Origin of the sequence: Bartonella sp. MM73XJBT.G (genome assembly GCF_028618435.1) — a bacterium.
Classification (GTDB): domain Bacteria; phylum Pseudomonadota; class Alphaproteobacteria; order Rhizobiales; family Rhizobiaceae; genus Bartonella.
The window spans coordinates 195,039-212,816 of record NZ_JAQISW010000002.1 but is presented as its reverse complement, the minus strand read 5'-3'; the positions used below and the strand labels follow the sequence as shown (position 1 = coordinate 212,816).

Below are 17,778 nucleotides of genomic sequence, written 5' to 3'. Positions count from 1 at the left end.
AAATGTCAGAGGTAAAACAATATGCGTGAAATTTTGAATCATTTTGATAGACCTTCGAATAAAAATAGTTCTGTCCAGAAGAGTCAAAATCTTTCATGCCAACCACATCCTAAACGATTTTATAGAGAAGTAAAGATTGCTTGTGAGGAGGGAGGATTTGCGATCTTATTAGATGAACGTCCCGTTAAAACGCCCGCAAAGCGTCATTTTCTTGTGCCAACGCAAGCGTTTGCTGAATTCATTGCTCAGGAATTTGAGAGCCAAAAGAATGTTGTTAATCCAGCAATAATGCCGATGACGCGTCTTGTTAATACTGTTATTGATGGTATTGCTGATGATATGCAGGCTGTTTTTGAGGATTTATTGCGTTTTGTTGCTTGTGATATGATCTTTTATCGTGCACAAACTCCTAAAGAGTTGGTACAACGGCAATGTAAACAATGGGATCCTTTATTGGATTGGGCAGAAGAAAAACTAGGAGCACGCTTTTATTTGACAGAAGGGCTAATGCATGTGGAACAATCACCAGAAGCACTTCAAGCCGTGAGTCATTATTTACGTAGCGTTGAGTCTCCTTATATGCTTGCAGCACTCCATGTGATGACAACTTTAACGGGATCTGCTCTTATTGCTCTTGCGGTCGCTGTGGGAAAAATTGATGCGGATCATGCTTGGTCTATTGCTCATTTAGATGAAGATTGGATGATGAAACAGTGGGGAATGGATAAAGAGACAATGGTACGCCGTGCTCATAAAAAAATTGAATTTAATGCAGCTGTTACAATCGTTACAACTTGCTTATAAGGTTAAAGCCTTTATTTATATATATTCTCTTCGATCATTGTATTTTTGTAATTTTTAGAGGATTGATTTTTACTTTTTCAAGTCCAGGAAACACTTCATCAATTATATTTACGATTGCTTCGTCATTACCTCGGATAAAATACCATTGGTTATCATGAAGTAGGGCAATAATTTCAGTTTGAATAGAACATTTTTTTCCAGCATTTGTTGTGGTTACAAGCTCTACGGGGATAACAAAATAAGGAATGCCATTATCAAGTTTACCTTCACGTTTTTGTTTTTGATCAATATGGATACTTTCAATCTTATAATTTTCTGCCAACTGTTCAATTTGGCTTTTCATGATTTGTTGAAATTGCGATTGACTAAGATTTTTTTTAGCTGTTAAGCTGTTAATAATTTTGGGGGGAATAGCGTTTAAAATGGCATCTGCATCGGCATTTTTAAGTGCTTTACTATAAGCAGATGTTGCTTTTTCAAGTTCAAGGGTTATGAGTTTTTGGTTTCTAATTGTATGCGCTAGAGTTGTTGATGGGATAAGGACAATGCATAAAAGAATAGAAATGAGAAAACAAATTCGCGGCATTAGAAACCTTGTTAATTAATTTGAAGAGATTCAAAATGATTATAAAGGAAAAGTAGATAAGCAAAAAGTCTTTTGCACTCTTGCACAAGACGGATATCCACAAAAATGGAGGCTTTCGCCTCCATTTTAAAAATCAAGATAATGCGTATTTATTGTTTAAACAGAATAGTACATATCAAATTCAACAGGATGAGGCGTTGTTTCGTAACGTAAGACTTCTTGCATCTTTACTTGAATAAAGGAATCAATCTGATCATCATCAAAAACATCGCCAGCTTTAAGGAAGCTACGATCTTTGTCGAGCGCTTCAAGTGCTTCACGCAGACTTCCTGAAACGGTAGGGATTTCTTTGAGTTCTTTTAAGGGAAGATCATAAAGATCTTTATCCATAGCATGTCCAGGGTGAATTTTGTTTTTTATGCCATCAAGACCAGCCATTAAGAGGGCTGCAAATGCTAAATAGGGATTTGCTGTTGGGTCTGGAAAACGAACTTCTACGCGTTTTGAATTTGGCGAAGAACTCATTGGAATACGGCAAGATGCAGAACGATTACGTGCCGAATAGGCAAGAAGGACAGGAGCTTCATAACCAGGAACCAAACGCTTATAGGAGTTTGTGGATGGATTGGTAAAAGCATTAATTGCTTTTGCATGCTTAATAACACCACCGATAAAAAATAAACAGGTTTCTGAGAGTCCGGCATATTCATTTCCCGCAAAGATGGGTTTTCCATCTTTCCAAATGGACATATGGACATGCATTCCTGAGCCATTATCACCAAAAATGGGCTTTGGCATAAAAGTTGCTGTTTTTCCATAACTGTTTGCTATTTGATGCACAACATATTTAAAAATTTGCATCTTATCAGCCTCGCGAACAAGCGTATCAAAACGAATCCCCAATTCATGTTGACCCGCTGCGACTTCATGATGGTGTTTTTCAACCTGCACGCCCATATCTTTGAGTGCTGTGAGCATTTCAGAACGCATATCTTGGCAGGAATCAACCGGTGGAACAGGAAGATAGCCTCCCTTCATTCGTGGACGATGTCCTAGATTGCCTGTTTCATATTCTGTATCATCATTGGAAGGAAGTTCACTTGAATCGAGTTTAAATCCTGTGTTGTAAGGATCCGTTTTATAGCGCACATCATCAAAGATAAAAAACTCTGCTTCTGGTCCTATATTGATTGTATCTCCAATACCTAAAGATTTCATATAAACCTCAGCCCTTTTGGCGATAGAACGAGGATCTCTACGATAAAACTCACCAGAGACAGGGTCAAGGATATCACAAAATATGACCAAAGTGGATTGAGCAAAAAAAGGATCAATATGTGCTGTTTTGGGATCAGGCATTAAAACCATATCAGATTCATTAATTGTTTTCCAACCAGCAATTGAAGAACCATCAAACATAACACCATCACTAAAGGTATCTTCGCTGATCTCTGCGATATCCATTGTAATGTGATGCAATTTTCCTCGTGGATCAGTAAAACGTAAATCAACAAAACGGATTTCGTTGTCTGCAATCTGTTTGATAATATTTGATGCGGTTGTCATATTCAATTTCCTTAATATGGCGTTGAGGGTGATAAAAGGCGAATTTTTCGTTGTTTATTAAAGAGCATCGATCCCAGTTTCGTCAGTGCCTATACGAATGGCATCATCAATGGAAAAAACAAATATCTTTCCATCTCCTATATGTTTTGTTTGCGCTGCTTTGCGTATTGCATCAACAGTTTGTTCCAGTTTTTCATCGGATACAACAATCTCAATCTTTACTTTAGGTAGAAAGTCAACAACATATTTCGTACCACGATAAAGTTCTGTATGTTCTCTTTGATGGCCAAAACCTTTCGCTTCTGTTACTGTAATACCGTGTAGTCCAATTTTTTGAAGCGCTTCTTTTACTTCATCAAGTTTGAAAGGTTTTATAATGGCTTCAATTTTTTTCATGCTGAAATTATCTCCAACGTTATTTTGTCTTTTTAGACCGCATCACATTATATTGACAACTCTAAGATGTCCAACAGATACTTTGTACACAAAAACTCGAAAATAATTATAGTCTATGCTCTAGGAGGAGAGTTTCTTGTACAATGAAGTGAAATATTGTTTTTTTGGAAAAAATTACAATTCTTTGTACAGAATTAAAATAATATAATAAGAGTGTTATGTTTCTTTTTTTATTTATTAATACCTTGATTTATAAGGATAATTAAATGTTTCTCATATCGAATAAGAAACTCTAATAGCATGAGATTTTTTCACTTTAGATCTTTTTATTCTCAAGCAATTAAAACAATATTTTTGTATATTATTTAAGTGTATATCATAAGCCATACGAGTGCGTGGATAAAAACGGTTAAGAGGGAAATAAAATACCTATAATGGATAGCATATTAAATGCAAGGGCTTCTGAATAGCAATGGGAAGCTGTAAGTATTAGTTAAATATCATGATAGCGGCGATTTTTTCCGCCAATAAGTTAAAGATGCTGCTGTATAATAATCGATGTATCAAAATAGTATTTACAGGGGATGTCGTGAAATGGGCTTTAAAGCATTGTAGAAATATCTCTTTAAAAACAAGTGTCTGGAATTGGCAACGCCAATTATTCCGTTTGGGACATTCTGTCCCTTCGTGAGGAATGAATCCCGTTAAGGAACGCGATAAATAAAAGTGTGAAGCAATGTGCAGCCTTTCTGATAAGATCTTGCTGTAGATGCTTTTGAAAATCGTCAAGATCAAGATGAATTAAAAGCAGATGGAAAAGAGGAAAACTTTTTATACCTTTAAAATTTGTATTTTTCTAAAATTAGGCTATCTAGTCATTTCAGATATAAACAAATAGAGGAAAGATACGCAATTATGCGCACGTTCTCTTATTAGGCAATACGAAAGATAAAATAGCTTATAAAGCGCGAAAAATCGTTTCAGCCCTTGTTTTAAACATACCGCAGCACTGGAATGAGATTTAATTTACAGGCAACAATAAAAACACCGTCTTTGTTCGTATACTGTATCTTACAAGGTAAGTCCTTTAAGACTAAACCTTTAAGACTAAACCTTTTTAAGAGTTGGAACTGTAGAGAGATTGGCGCTGTAAAACATCTTTTAGAAATTTTCCCGTATAAGAAGCGGGAACCTTAATAATGTCTTCAGGACGCCCAATAGCAACGATTTCCCCCCCACGATCTCCACCTTCTGGTCCTAAATCAATAATCCAGTCGGCTGTTTTGATAACATCAAGGTTATGTTCAATGACGATGACAGTATTGCCTTGCTCGACCAGTTCATGAAGCACTTCAAGAAGTTTAGAAATATCATGAAAATGTAAACCTGTTGTCGGTTCATCCAAAATATAAAGTGTACGTCCCGTTGTTTTGCGTGAAAGCTCTTTTGCAAGTTTTACACGTTGTGCTTCCCCACCAGAAAGTGTGGTTGCTTGCTGTCCCACTTTTATGTAATCCAATCCTACTTTCATGAGGGTTTCCATTTTATTATGAATAGCGGGAACAGCCTGGAAAAATTCCTCAGCCTTTTCGATTGTCATATCTAAAATATCGGCGATAGATTGCCCTTTGAATTTTATTTCTAGTGTTTCTCTATTATAACGTTTTCCTTTACAGACATCACAAGTTACATAGACATCCGGTAAAAAGTGCATTTCAATTTTGATGACTCCATCACCTTGACAAGCTTCACAGCGTCCTCCTTTAACATTAAATGAAAAACGCCCTGCTTTATAACCACGAGCTTTTGATTCTGGGAGTTCGGCAAACCAGTCACGAATCGGTGTAAAAGCGCCTGTATAGGTTGCGGGATTAGAGCGTGGGGTGCGTCCAATAGGGGACTGGTTGATATCAATGACTTTATCAAGAAATTCTAATCCTTCAATTTTATCATAGCAGGCAGGGCTATGATGACTACCCATGATCTGATGTGATGCTGCTTTGAAAAGCGTTTCAATAAGAAATGTTGATTTTCCTCCTCCAGAAACACCGGTTATGCATGTGAAAGTTCCAAGAGGGATATTTGCACTGATATTCTTAAGGTTATTGCCTTTGGCGCCAATGACTTTAAGGGTTTTCAATTTTGATATTTTGCGTCGCTCTGTCGGCAGTCTAACAGCCATTTTCCCTGAAAGATATTGGCCTGTGAGAGAGGTTGGATTCTCTATAACTTCTTGTGGTGTCCCTTGCGCTATGATTTTACCACCATGAACCCCTGCCGCAGGGCCCATATCAACAACATGGTCTGCTGCGCGAATGGCATCTTCATCATGTTCAACAACAATAACTGTATTACCAAGATCGCGTAAATGGCATAGCATTTCCAAAAGACGTTCATTATCGCGTTGGTGTAAACCGATGGATGGTTCATCTAAAATATAAAGAACGCCTGTAAGACCAGAACCAATTTGAGATGCCAACCGAATGCGTTGGCTTTCTCCACCTGAAAGCGTTCCTGAATTTCGAGACAAGGTAAGATATTCCAATCCTACATGATTTAAAAAAGCCAAACGTTCGCGAATTTCTTTTAAAATACGTACGGCGATATTACGTTGTTTTTCTGTGAGATATTGATGAACATTGGCAAACCAATCATCTGCTTTTAGAATAGAAAGATCTGATATTTGCCCAATATGCATTCCGTTGATTTTTACAGCAAGTGCCTCTGGTTTTAAACGATAACCGTGACAAGCTGGGCAGGGCGAAGAAGACATATAACGTTCGATTTCTTCTCGAGACCAAGCAGAATCGGTTTCTTTCCAGCGTCTCTCCATATTAGGGATGATTCCTTCAAAAGGTTGGGTCGTTTTATGCGAACCAGAATTATTTTTATAGATAAAAGAAATTTCATTTCTTTTTGTACCGTAGAGAATAGCCTGTTGTGCTTCATTAGAGAGTTCACACCACTGATTTGTGAGTTTGAAATCGTAAGCTTTTCCTAATGCTTCTAAGGTTTGGCTATAATAAAGTGAATCTGATTTAGCCCAAGGAGCAATGGCTCCGCCTTTTAAGGTAAGATTTTTATTTGGTACAATTTTTTGAGGATCCATTGCCTTTTTGATTCCCAGTCCATCGCAGAGAGGACAGGCTCCAAAAGGATTATTGAATGAAAAGAGTCGTGGTTCAATTTCAGGGATAGAAAAACCTGATACAGGGCAGGAAAATTTTTCTGAAAAAAGAAGCCGTTTGTGTGTGTCGTTTTTTGATTTATAAGCAGCTTCTTTTGTCGTTTCTTTTTGTGCTAAGGGTTGGTCCGCCATTTCAGCAATGACAAGTCCATTTGCTAGCTGTAAACAGGTTTCTATACTATCAGCCAAGCGAGAGGTGATATCATTTTGTACAACAATGCGGTCTACCACAACATCGATGTCATGTTTATATTTTTTATCAAGAGGTGGAATATCAGAGATTTCATAGAATTCTCCATCAACTTTAGCGCGCTGAAATCCTTTTCTTAAAAGTTCCCTTAGCTCTTTTTTATACTCTCCCTTTCGACCTCGCACCAAGGGGGCCATAATAAAAATTCGTGTTCCTTCTGGTAAGGACATAATTTGATCAACCATTTGGGTTACTGTCTGGCTTTCAATAGGAAGTCCTGTAGCAGGGGAATGGGGAATACCAATACGAGCAAAGAGGAGACGCATATGGTCGTAGATTTCAGTGACGGTACCGACTGTTGAGCGCGGGTTGCGGCTGGTGGTTTTTTGTTCAATGGAGATAGCTGGAGAAAGGCCATCTATGCGATCGACGTCTGGTTTTTGCATGACTTCGAGAAATTGGCGTGCATAAGCCGAAAGGCTTTCGACATAGCGGCGTTGTCCTTCAGCGTAAATTGTATCAAAAGCTAAAGATGATTTTCCTGATCCAGAAAGTCCTGTTACAACAATGAGTTTATCACGAGGCAGATCAAGATCAATATTTTTAAGGTTATGCTCACGTGCACCGCGAATGGAGATATATTTTTGATGAGTCATCTTTTATCCTTGGCATATGTGACAGAAATTAAGCCTCTGAAATGGCATAAAACTGTTTTTTTAGAATTAAAACGTGCTTAACTGCCTTAACGCAAAAAGAAAGTATAAGTTTTATGAAAAGAAAACACAAATGAGCAGCTTTTTATTCTCTATTGATGGAATAAACTATGCGTTGTTATCATATTTTGTTATAATTACATTGGATCCAATGTTGGGAAAGGGTAGCAATATCCATATTGAAGGTCAATTGCAAACGTGTAAATTGAAGGTCAAGATGGTTATAACTGTTCTATAACAGTGTTTTACGAATTAAAATTTTGGAGTTTATGCGATGGCTGGTAGCCTTAATAAAGTTATTTTGATTGGTAATCTCGGGTCAGATCCCGAAATCCGCCGTTTGAATTCTGGAGATCAAGTGGCAAATTTGCGTATTGCTACTTCGGAAAGTTGGCGTGATCGGAATACAAATGAACGAAAAGAACGCACCGAGTGGCATAATATTGTTATTTTTAATGAGAATCTTATCAAAATTGCAGAGCAATATTTAAAAAAAGGCAGTAAAATTTATATCGAGGGGCAGTTACAGACACGGAAATGGCAAGATCAAAATGGAAATGATCGTTATACAACAGAGGTTGTTTTGCAAAAATACCGTGGGGAATTACAAATGCTTGATGGGCGTGGGGGAGCTGGTGGGGAGCAAGGTGCCGGTCAAGGAGGCAGTTACAGTGGGGGTTTTACAGATACTAACGCAAATCAGAAAAATACTTTTGGTCAAACTGATAGCAAAGTGGGAGAAAGTTTTTCTCATAAATTAGATGACGATGTACCTTTCTAAGAGTCTTTACAAGACAGTATTACACGTTCTTTATGGTTTGTTTGTTTCAGATTTTTGAAGTTTAGCGAAGTGGAAGCTGTTTATTGTTATTGATAATTTTTATTAGGAATTAATAACATCTTGAAAAATATTGTTAAATTTCTCCTTTGTTATGGGAGAGAGATTAGCATTTGGGTGTATTTTTCGATATAAACAAAGTAAAATGATTCTTTTTTGAAAGTTTTGAAATTGTGACTGATCTTACTCCACAACCAGAACGTGATGTGCTGACTGGTATTGAACCAATCAGCATAATTGATGAAATGCAACGTTCTTATCTCGATTATGCGATGAGTGTCATTGTTTCACGTGCACTCCCTGATGTCCGTGATGGTCTTAAACCTGTTCATCGACGTATCCTTCATGCTATGAATGAGATGGGGCTTGTTTTTAATAAGCCGTATCGTAAGTCTGCTGGTGTTGTTGGGGAGGTTATGGGAAAATTCCATCCCCATGGTGACGCTTCTATTTATGATGCTTTGGTGCGTATGGCACAGGACTTCTCCTTGAGAAATCCGTTGATCGATGGTCAGGGGAATTTTGGTTCTGTTGATGGTGATCCACCAGCGGCAATGCGCTATACTGAGTGTCGTTTAGAAAAAGTCTCAGAAGCGCTTTTAGCTGATATTGATAAAGATACGGTTGATTTTCAGGATAATTATGATGGGCGTGAATGTGAACCGGTTGTTTTACCAGCGCGCTTCCCTAATCTTTTGGTTAACGGGTCAGGGGGCATTGCTGTGGGAATGGCAACCAATATTCCACCCCATAATCTTGGCGAAGTTGTTAATGGTTGTATCGCCCTAATTGATAATCCCAATATCACACTTGATCAAATAATTGAAATTATTCCTGGTCCAGATTTCCCTACAGGGGGAATTATCCTCGGGCATTCTGGTGTCCGTTCAGCTTATGAAACAGGGCGTGGCTCGATTATTATGCGTGCTAAAGTTGATATTGAAGAAATTCGCAGTGGTCGACAGGCAATTATTGTGAGTGAAATTCCTTATCAAGTTAACAAAGCAACAATGATTGAAAAAATGGCCGAATTGGTGCGCGATAAACGCATTGAAGGAATTTCTGATTTGCGTGACGAATCTGATCGTGATGGATATCGTGTTGTTATTGAGTTGAAGAAAGATGTTGTTGCGGAAATTGTTTTAAACCAATTATATCGTTATACGCCGCTGCAAACTTCTTTTGGTTGTAATATGGTTGCGTTGAATGGGGGAAAACCTGAACAAATGACGTTGCTTGATATGCTTCGTGCATTTGTTTCTTTCCGTGAAGAGGTTGTTAGTCGGCGAACAAAATATCTTTTGCGTAAAGCCCGTGAACGGGCCCATGTTTTGGTTGGTCTTGCCCTTGCGGTTGCTAATATTGATGAAATCATAGCGCTTATTCGGAAAGCACCTGATCCACAGACAGCACGTACACAATTAATGGAGCGACGCTGGCCTGCTGCGGATGTAGCACCTTTGATTAAACTTATTGATGATCCTCGTCATATTATTCATGAGGATAGTACTTATAATCTTTCTGAAGAGCAGGCGCGTGCTATTTTAGAATTGCGTTTGCAACGGTTGACAGCCCTTGGGCGTGATGAAATTGCTGATGAATTGAATAAAATTGGCGTGGATATTGCTGATTATCTTGATATTTTGGCATCGCGTGTACGCATTATGGGTATTGTTAAAGACGAGTTGAGTGCTCTTCGTGAGGAATTTGCAACGCCGCGACGTACCGTCTTTGGTTTTGGTAGCGCTGAGATGGAGAGTGAAGATCTGATCGCACCAGAGGATATGGTGGTAACGGTGAGCCATAGTGGTTATATTAAGCGCGTCCCTCTTAATACCTATCGTGCACAGCGTCGTGGCGGTAAGGGGCGTTCTGGTATGTCGACGAAAGATGAGGATTTTGTAACACGTTTATTTGTCGCTAATACACATACTCCAGTTCTTTTCTTTTCATCACGTGGGATTGTTTATAAGGAAAAAGTTTGGCGACTACCACTGGGGACACCACAATCGCGTGGGCGGGCTTTGATCAATATGCTTCCCTTACAACAAGGTGAGCGTATTACAACTATTATGCCTTTGCCTGAAGATGAAGAAAGCTGGAGTGCGCTGGATATCATGTTTGCGACAACACGTGGGACTGTGCGCCGTAATAAGTTATCAGATTTTATTCAAGTTAATCGTAATGGTAAAATTGCCATGAAACTTGATGAAGAAGATGAAATTCTTTCTGTTGAAACCTGTACAGAACATGATGATGTGGTTCTCACAACAGCGAATGGGCAATGTATTCGTTTTCCAGTTGTGGATGTTCGTGTCTTTGCGGGGCGTAATTCTGTAGGGGTTCGTGGTATCAATTTGGCTAAAGGCGATAAAGTTATTTCGATGACAATTTTAGAGCATGTTGAAGCGACGTCCATTGAGCGTTCTACATATATTAAACGTGTGATAAATGAACGCCGTGCTGCTGGTTCAGATGCTGATATTGAAGATATTGTCATTCTTGATGAAGAAGATGGGGGTACTGAGACAGAGTTAACAGAGGAGCGCTACACAGAACTCCATGCACGCGAACAGATGCTGTTAACCGTGAGTGAGTTTGGTTATGGTAAACGCTCTTCTTCTTATGAGTTCCGGATTTCGGGACGTGGTGGAAAAGGAATTCGTGCAACAGATCCATCTAAAACTGCTGAAATTGGTAAATTAGTAGCGGCTTTTCCGGTGAAGGCGCAAGATCAAATTATGTTGGTATCAGATGGGGGACAGCTAATTCGCGTCCCTGTTGAGGGAATTCGTATGGCAGGGCGCTCAACTAAGGGGGTGACAATTTTTAATACAGCTGAAGGTGAAAGAGTCGTATCGGTTGAGCGTATTTCTGAACCTGAAGATGAAACGCGCTCATTAGAGGATGAAAGTGAGAATCATTCTGATACAGTTGATATGAGCGAAGAAAAGTAATTTTGAAGAGGGTGGAGTACAATCTATGAAAATTGCTTTTTATGCAGGTTCTTTTGATCCTCTTACAAACGGTCATCTTGATATTTTGAAAGGGTGTTTTGTGTTAGCTGATAAGGTGGTCGTTGCTATAGGATTACAGGCGAGCAAAAAAACACTTTTTAGTTTTGAAGAGCGCGTTGGTTTTATTACGCAGGTAGGGAAAGATTTGTTTGGTACAGATTCTGATCGGTTGCAGGTTCTTTCATTTGATAACCTTCTCATTGAAAAGGCGCGTGAAGTTGGTGCTTCATTTCTCATTCGTGGGTTGCGTGATGGTACTGATCTTGATTATGAAATGCAAATGGCAGGGATGAATGCTGTTATGGCCCCTGAATTGCAAACTGTTTTTTTGCCGGCAAGCGTTTCTGGACGTGCGATAACATCTACATTGGTCCGTCAAGTTGCCTCTATGGGAGGGGATGTGACACCATTTGTTCCGCTCAATATTGCACAAGCTTTACGTTTGAAATTCCAGTCTTTATAAGGGTGAATAATTGTGTCTCGTAGATTCTTTGCCGTTTTGATATGTGTATTTTGTTTTTTTTCATTGCGCGCTGTTGCTGATAATTTTAGCTCAGCAAACCCAGCAAATGATGCAAGCCTGCTTGTTTTATCTCTCAAAGACGGTGATGTTTTTATTCGTCTGCGTCCTGATTTGGCGCCAAAACATGTTGAGCAAATCAAAAAACTAGCAGAAGAGGGAGCTTATAATAATGTTGTGTTTCATCGCGTTATTCCTGGCTTTATGGCACAAACTGGTGATGTAAAGTTTGGAAAAAAAGGCAGTAAAAGTTTTGATCTGAAACGCGTTGGTATGGGAGGTTCAAGTTATCCCAATATACCGGCTGAATTTTCAAAGCAGTCGTTTAAGCGCGGTACTGTTGGGATGGCTCGTTCACAAGATCAAAATTCTGCTAATTCTCAATTCTTCATTTGTTTTGATGATGCTCCTTTTTTAAATGGTCAATATACGATTGTTGGAGAAGTCATACAGGGGATGGATATTGTTGATAAAATTAAAAAAGGGACTGCAAGTAATAATGGATCTGTAACAAATCCTGATGTTATTCATGCTGCTACTTTACAAATTGAAAGATAAATCAAAGGAGTTTTCATATGGTTGAGAATAAAAATCCAGAAAATATCTTAATTCTTGACACGACGAAAGGCAGAGTTGTTATTGAACTTTTTGCTGGTTTAGCGCCTGGCCATGTTACACGTATTAAAGAACTTGTTCGTGAAGGTGCTTATGATAATGTTATTTTCCATCGCGTTATTGATGGTTTTATGGCGCAGACTGGTGATGTGCAGTTTGGAAAGAAGGATGGTGAAAAATTTAATTTATCACGTGCGGGGATGGGTGGTTCAGAAAAACCAGATTTAGCCGCAGAGTTTTCAAATCTTTCTCATAAGCGTGGTACAGTTTCTATGGCGCGGAGTCAGAATCCAAATTCCGCTAATTCGCAGTTTTTTATTTGTTTTGCAGATGCTCCGTGGCTTGATCGTCAATATTCCATATGGGGGAAAGTCGTTGAGGGTATGGAAAATGTTGATAAAATTAAGCGCGGTGAACCTGTTGTCGATGATCCTGATACAATTACCAAAGCTGTTATTGCTGCTGATGCAGAATAGTATAAATCATATGCGTTTCAATTATAAACTGTCTGAAAGAAAATACTCTTTTCTGATCAATAAGGGTATGTGAATTTTTTTTGTAGTATCATGCTTTTCTTTTGCATTTTTAAGCTAAGAACTCTCCATTATTTCTTTCAATCTGATCTACAAGAATTGGCGCCAAGGATTTGTACAAAAAGCTGTCAGGATAAAAAATGCAAAGCCAGTTGTTTTAGGGGGGGGCAAAGTGTTTTATAAAAAAAACAACACTCCTCTTCGATCAATTGCTGGTCTCCTAATGGTTTTGCTCCTGTTCTGAAAAAAGAACGTGCTTTTGTTGCTGTTTGTATAGAAAAATCTAATCCTAATGCAGCAGCATGTTTGAAATATATATTGTGATGGATAAGAGCTTGGCTGTTTCAGTGTTCATATACAAGGTGAAAGTATGAGCGTATTGTGTATATCCTTATTGGCGTAATCTCTAAAATAGGAAGATGACCTAATTTGGAAAGAACATAAAGACGTAAAAGCAAACACAAAAATTAATCTTACCATTTCCTTTTTAATTCAGATTTACTTTTTCAAAATCATTTAAGGCAGTATCTTTTAAATGATAAAGATTATGCATGGCCTTACGCTTTCGTTTTTTATGGAGAAATGCTTTAAACTGTTACACTTGTGTTGCATATTTACGCTTTTGTTTTAAAAAAACATCTCTTAGCACATCCAAGTTCATTTCTTGAATGGTCTCACGGTAAAACCCCTATGAATCATATAAAATTCATTAAGCTACACCATTTTTATGCTTAATAGTTTAATAAAAGAGCAAACTGGCGCCATTAGACCACAGTGCTAGACCCTAAGGTTGAGACAGCTTTTGGCACTTGAGAGTCTCACAAGAAGTATTTTTTAGTCTTTTCTTGTACAGTTTCATTCCACATGGCCTAGTCGTTTATAACGTATAAGTAAATGATTTTGGGTAATTCAATATGGTATAGGTTTGAAATAAGAGAAACTTACGCTATTTGGGCCTTTCATTACAATATGTAAAAAGTAAATTATCTTTATAAATTAATATGTTGTATAATATGTAAAAAATTATCTTTCAAAGTAAAAATATCGAAAGTAAATGTGATTAAAATTTTTTCTATTCTTACAAAAACATCGCTTATGAAAGTACGTAAAGATGAGATTATTGAGATAGTAATTTCATAGTTCTATTAAGGTTTGGTACGTTAAGTATCGATATTTATTATTTTTCTGGAGCTAGATTATTTCTTTATTATGGTGGTTTCTTGATAGTAAATATTCTTTTATCTCGTTTATCTTTTTATACTGGTTTAAGCGAATCAAAAATTAATTCATAAAAATTTATGGCAATGCTCGTAAGGGAGATATTTTTTCTTTCTATAGAAGTATGTATTGATGAAATCAAATCAAGAAAATAAGAGTGATGATAAAGACATTTCATTATAGAAAAATTGCTCAAGATGGATGTGCTCGTCGAGGCGAAATTATTACTGGACGTGGGTGTGTTCGCACACCTGCTTTTATGCCTGTGGGGACGGCAGGAACCATTAAGGCTATGTATATGGATCAAGTACGTGATCTTGGGGCGGATATTATTTTGGGGAATACTTATCATTTAATGTTGCGTCCAGGAGCTGAACGTGTTGCCCGTTTGGGGGGATTACATAAATTTTCGCGCTGGAATGGACCTATTTTAACCGATTCTGGTGGTTTTCAGGTTATGTCATTGGCGGGCATCCGTAAAATTAACGAACAAGGTGTGATTTTTCGCTCTTATGTTAATGGAGCCTACTATGAAATGAGTCCAGAGCGTTCTATCGAAATTCAAGGACTTCTTGATGCGGATATTCAGATGCAGTTGGATCAATGTATTGCTTTACCCGCAAGTGAAAAAGAGATGGAAGAAGCTATGGAACTTTCATTGCGGTGGGCACAACGTTGTAAAACAGCTTTTGGGAAACAGCCAGATAAAGCATTGTTTGGGATTGTTCAAGGGGGTGATAATATGGAACTGCGTGAACGTTCTGCTCAAGCATTAAAAGAAATGGATTTAAAAGGGTACGCGATTGGAGGTCTTGCTGTTGGTGAGCCGCAGAATGTTATGACAGCAGTGTTGGATACGACTTGTCCGATTTTGCCAGAGGATAAACCGCGCTATCTTATGGGAGTAGGGACACCTGATGATATTTTACAAAGTGTTGCGCGTGGTATTGATATGTTTGATTGTGTTATGCCAACACGTGCAGGACGTCATGGTTTAGCTTTTACACGCTTTGGTAGAATTAATTTACGGAATGCGCGTTATGCAGAAGATCCCCATCCTCTTGATCCACAGTCACTTTGTCCAGCAGCAAATGATTATAGTTGCGCTTATTTACATCATTTGATCAAATCTGGTGAATCTCTTGGTGGTATGTTGTTGACCTGGAATAATCTTTTTTATTACCAACAATTGATGCAAGGAATTCGTGATGCCATTGAAGAGGGCTGTTATGCTGATTTTTGCGCTGAAACGCGTGCTCTATGGGCACAAGGACGCTAAAACATTCATCTCAATATAGTGTTTTATTTTTTACTTACAAATTTTACTCAAAAAATAAAATTAGAAATATCTTCCCAAAATATAAAATTGCACTATCTTAAAACGTAAAGGTATTATTTTACGGGGCATATATTCTTTTTGTAATTATCATGCAAAACAGAAACTGTTACTCCGGTACGCGCTACCTGATCCGGAGAAAAACAGTTTATTTCTGTTTCTGATGAGTGTTTAAAACAACAATGTTAATGAGGCGTTAGCGAACTCTTAAAGAAGTATGAAAATTGTATTTTTATGAGTTCTTTTGTATTCTTTTATTGATTAAGGTAAAGAATATATTACATGCAAAAGGAAAGATAAATTCTTAGAAAATTAAAGTAATATTATATTTATATAAAAAATCATAATATATTATATGGATATTTCAAATTTACAGATAGTGAATTAGATCAAAAAAGATCTTATGCTATTTATCTATAAGATGAGATAGGGATAAATATCTCGAGAATAGGATTATTTAATCAATGGAGAAATCAAGCACGATTATCATGAGAATTTTTAAAAGATTCTATAATAACCCATAATAAGATGGCATATGCGTTGAAATTATAGCTTATCAATTTGGAGGGGGGGATTTAGGTCATAAAAACGAAGAAATAATAAATTAGGCAGAGGTTTTTATATTTGTATCAAGATAATGATGAGATATTGCTCATCTGTTTGGAATGTATTCTTCGATAAATTTTAGAATTGTTTATAGCGTGTGCTACATCATTCTAAATAAAGATTTAGGGTAAAATTGAAACTGCTGAAAAAAGGAGACATAGTTTATTATCTTGGGTTTATTATCTGGCTGGTCTCATAAAAATAGTTGAATATATCTATAACCGTTAGGTTTTTAAAAGATCTTTAATTAAAGAATCTTACTAAAAATTTCATAAAATGCTTATATGTCAAAATGTTTTTAAAACTTTGTTGGGGACGATTTAGCATGCATGTAACAATATTTTGAATTTTTAGTTTTACGTATTACAGATATCTACAGCAAAAAATCTTATCCAAAAAATCTTATCCAGAAATGATGATATGATCGATTCTCATAAACAAAATATTCTTGCGTTGGAAATTGATTCGAAAATACGTCATTTAGCAATTTTAGCTCTTGCAGTAGGGAGTTTTTCTATTGGGACTGCAGAGTTTGTTGCAATGGGGCTTCTTCCAGAGATGGCACGAAGTTCATATGTTGATATTCCTACTGCGGGTCAATATATTTCTGCTTATGCATTAGGTGTTGTGATTGGAGCTCCTCTTTTGGCTGTTGCAACTGCTCAATTTTCACGTAAAACTGTTTTGATAGGGTTGATGTTTTTTTATGCCTTAGCAAATATTGCGAGCACTTTTTTTTCTGATTTTAGCATGTTAGTCGTATTACGCTTTCTCAGTGGTCTTCCTCATGGAATCTATTTCGGACTTGCGGCTATGGTTGCCTCTTCAATGGTGAAAATGAATGAACGTTCTAAAGCTGTTGGGTCTGTTATGCTTGGCTTAACTATTGCAACCGTTTTAGGAGCACCAAGTGCAACTTGGATTGGTCAACTTATTGGTTGGCAGATTGCTTTCATCCTTGTGGGTATGATTGCTTTATTATGTTGTTTTCTTATTTGGAATTTTTTGCCTTGCGATTTAAGGAGTAAAAGAACGAGCCCTTTACACGAAATGGGTGCATTAAAGCAAAAGCAGGTGTGGCTTCTTTTAACAATGGTTTCGGTGGGAGCGTCAGGATTATTTTCTGTTTTTACTTATATTAAGTCAACATTAATGCATATTTCTGGTTTTTCACTTGAGTGGATACCCTTTATCATGCCCTTAGTTGGATTGGGGATGGTGTTAGGAAATCTCTTGGGGCCTAAATTGGCTACTAAAATAGGCATTTCGCCGATGATATTTTTTTCTATGCTTTGGAGCGTATTTGTTTTTTTTGTTTTTTTCTTTTTATCTTATGCTCCGTTAACAGCTGCAATAGGATGCTTTTTGGTTGGGACTTCTTTTGCGGCTATGCCTTCTATACAAACAAAAATTATGGATGTTGCACTACAGGGACAGATTTTGGCAGGAGCATTAATGCAGTCTGCTTTTAATATTGCCAACGCTCTTGGTGCAGAAGCTGGAGCATTGGTTTTAAAATTGGGCTATAGTTATGAATATACAGCCATTTTAGGAAGTATTCTAACTTTTTGCGGATTAATGGTTTTTTGCATCTCATGGTTTATGGAGAAGCGTTCTTAATATTTTTTTAAGTAAAGAAGAAATTTTTATATT

Annotated in this window: 12 protein-coding genes; 8 read left to right on the top strand and 4 right to left on the bottom strand. The window is 37.4% G+C overall.

The window, feature by feature from the left end; genetic code table 11:
- Nucleotides 1–21: 21 nt before the first annotated feature.
- Nucleotides 22–804 (top strand): ATP12 family chaperone protein, encoded by a 783-nt coding sequence (locus tag PVV59_RS02225; protein WP_273754285.1) that lies wholly within the window; start codon nt 22–24, stop codon nt 802–804.
- Between the two features lie 34 nt (nt 805–838).
- Here the strand turns inward: PVV59_RS02225 and PVV59_RS02220 are convergent, their stop codons facing one another.
- The 4 genes from PVV59_RS02220 to uvrA form a co-directional block, all read right to left on the bottom strand.
- A complete protein-coding gene (locus tag PVV59_RS02220) occupies nt 839–1,390 on the bottom strand; it encodes a hypothetical protein (protein ID WP_273754284.1) in 552 nt (183 codons plus the stop codon).
- Between the two features lie 156 nt (nt 1,391–1,546).
- A complete protein-coding gene (gene glnA / locus PVV59_RS02215; RefSeq protein ID WP_273754283.1) occupies nt 1,547–2,956 on the bottom strand; it encodes a type I glutamate--ammonia ligase in 1,410 nt (469 codons plus the stop codon).
- A 57-nt stretch (nt 2,957–3,013) separates the two neighbouring features.
- Nucleotides 3,014–3,352, bottom strand: a complete 339-nt coding sequence (locus PVV59_RS02210; RefSeq protein WP_273754282.1) for a P-II family nitrogen regulator — start codon at nt 3,350–3,352, stop codon at nt 3,014–3,016.
- A gap of 1,117 nt (nt 3,353–4,469) precedes the next feature.
- A complete protein-coding gene (gene uvrA, locus PVV59_RS02205; RefSeq protein ID WP_273754281.1) occupies nt 4,470–7,385 on the bottom strand; it encodes an excinuclease ABC subunit UvrA in 2,916 nt (971 codons plus the stop codon).
- 331 nt (nt 7,386–7,716) lie between these two features.
- On the opposite strand from uvrA, the gene ssb reads away from it, so the two are divergent.
- The 7 genes from ssb (at nt 7,717) to PVV59_RS02170 (ending at nt 17,745) form a co-directional block, all read left to right on the top strand.
- A complete protein-coding gene (gene ssb / locus PVV59_RS02200; RefSeq protein ID WP_273754280.1) occupies nt 7,717–8,223 on the top strand; it encodes a single-stranded DNA-binding protein in 507 nt (168 codons plus the stop codon).
- Between the two features lie 230 nt (nt 8,224–8,453).
- The gene (gene gyrA / locus PVV59_RS02195; protein WP_273754279.1) at nt 8,454–11,237 is read left to right on the top strand and encodes a DNA gyrase subunit A; all 2,784 of its coding nucleotides are present in this window, start codon (nt 8,454–8,456) and stop codon (nt 11,235–11,237) included.
- 25 nt (nt 11,238–11,262) lie between these two features.
- Entirely contained in the window at nt 11,263–11,760 is a 498-nt protein-coding gene (gene coaD / locus PVV59_RS02190; protein ID WP_273754278.1) for a pantetheine-phosphate adenylyltransferase, read from the top strand.
- A gap of 12 nt (nt 11,761–11,772) precedes the next feature.
- Complete coding sequence (locus tag PVV59_RS02185; RefSeq protein WP_273754276.1) at nt 11,773–12,375, top strand: peptidylprolyl isomerase; 603 nt, start codon at nt 11,773–11,775, stop codon at nt 12,373–12,375.
- A 17-nt stretch (nt 12,376–12,392) separates the two neighbouring features.
- Nucleotides 12,393–12,908 (top strand): peptidylprolyl isomerase, encoded by a 516-nt coding sequence (locus PVV59_RS02180; protein WP_273754275.1) that lies wholly within the window; start codon nt 12,393–12,395, stop codon nt 12,906–12,908.
- Between the two features lie 1,435 nt (nt 12,909–14,343).
- Nucleotides 14,344–15,462, top strand: a complete 1,119-nt coding sequence (gene tgt, locus PVV59_RS02175) for a tRNA guanosine(34) transglycosylase Tgt (protein WP_273754274.1) — start codon at nt 14,344–14,346, stop codon at nt 15,460–15,462.
- Nucleotides 15,463–16,545: 1,083 nt separating this feature from the next.
- On the top strand, nt 16,546–17,745 hold the full coding sequence (locus PVV59_RS02170; protein WP_273754273.1) for an MFS transporter: 1,200 nt from the start codon (nt 16,546–16,548) through the stop codon (nt 17,743–17,745).
- The last annotated feature ends 33 nt before the right edge of the window (nt 17,746–17,778 follow it).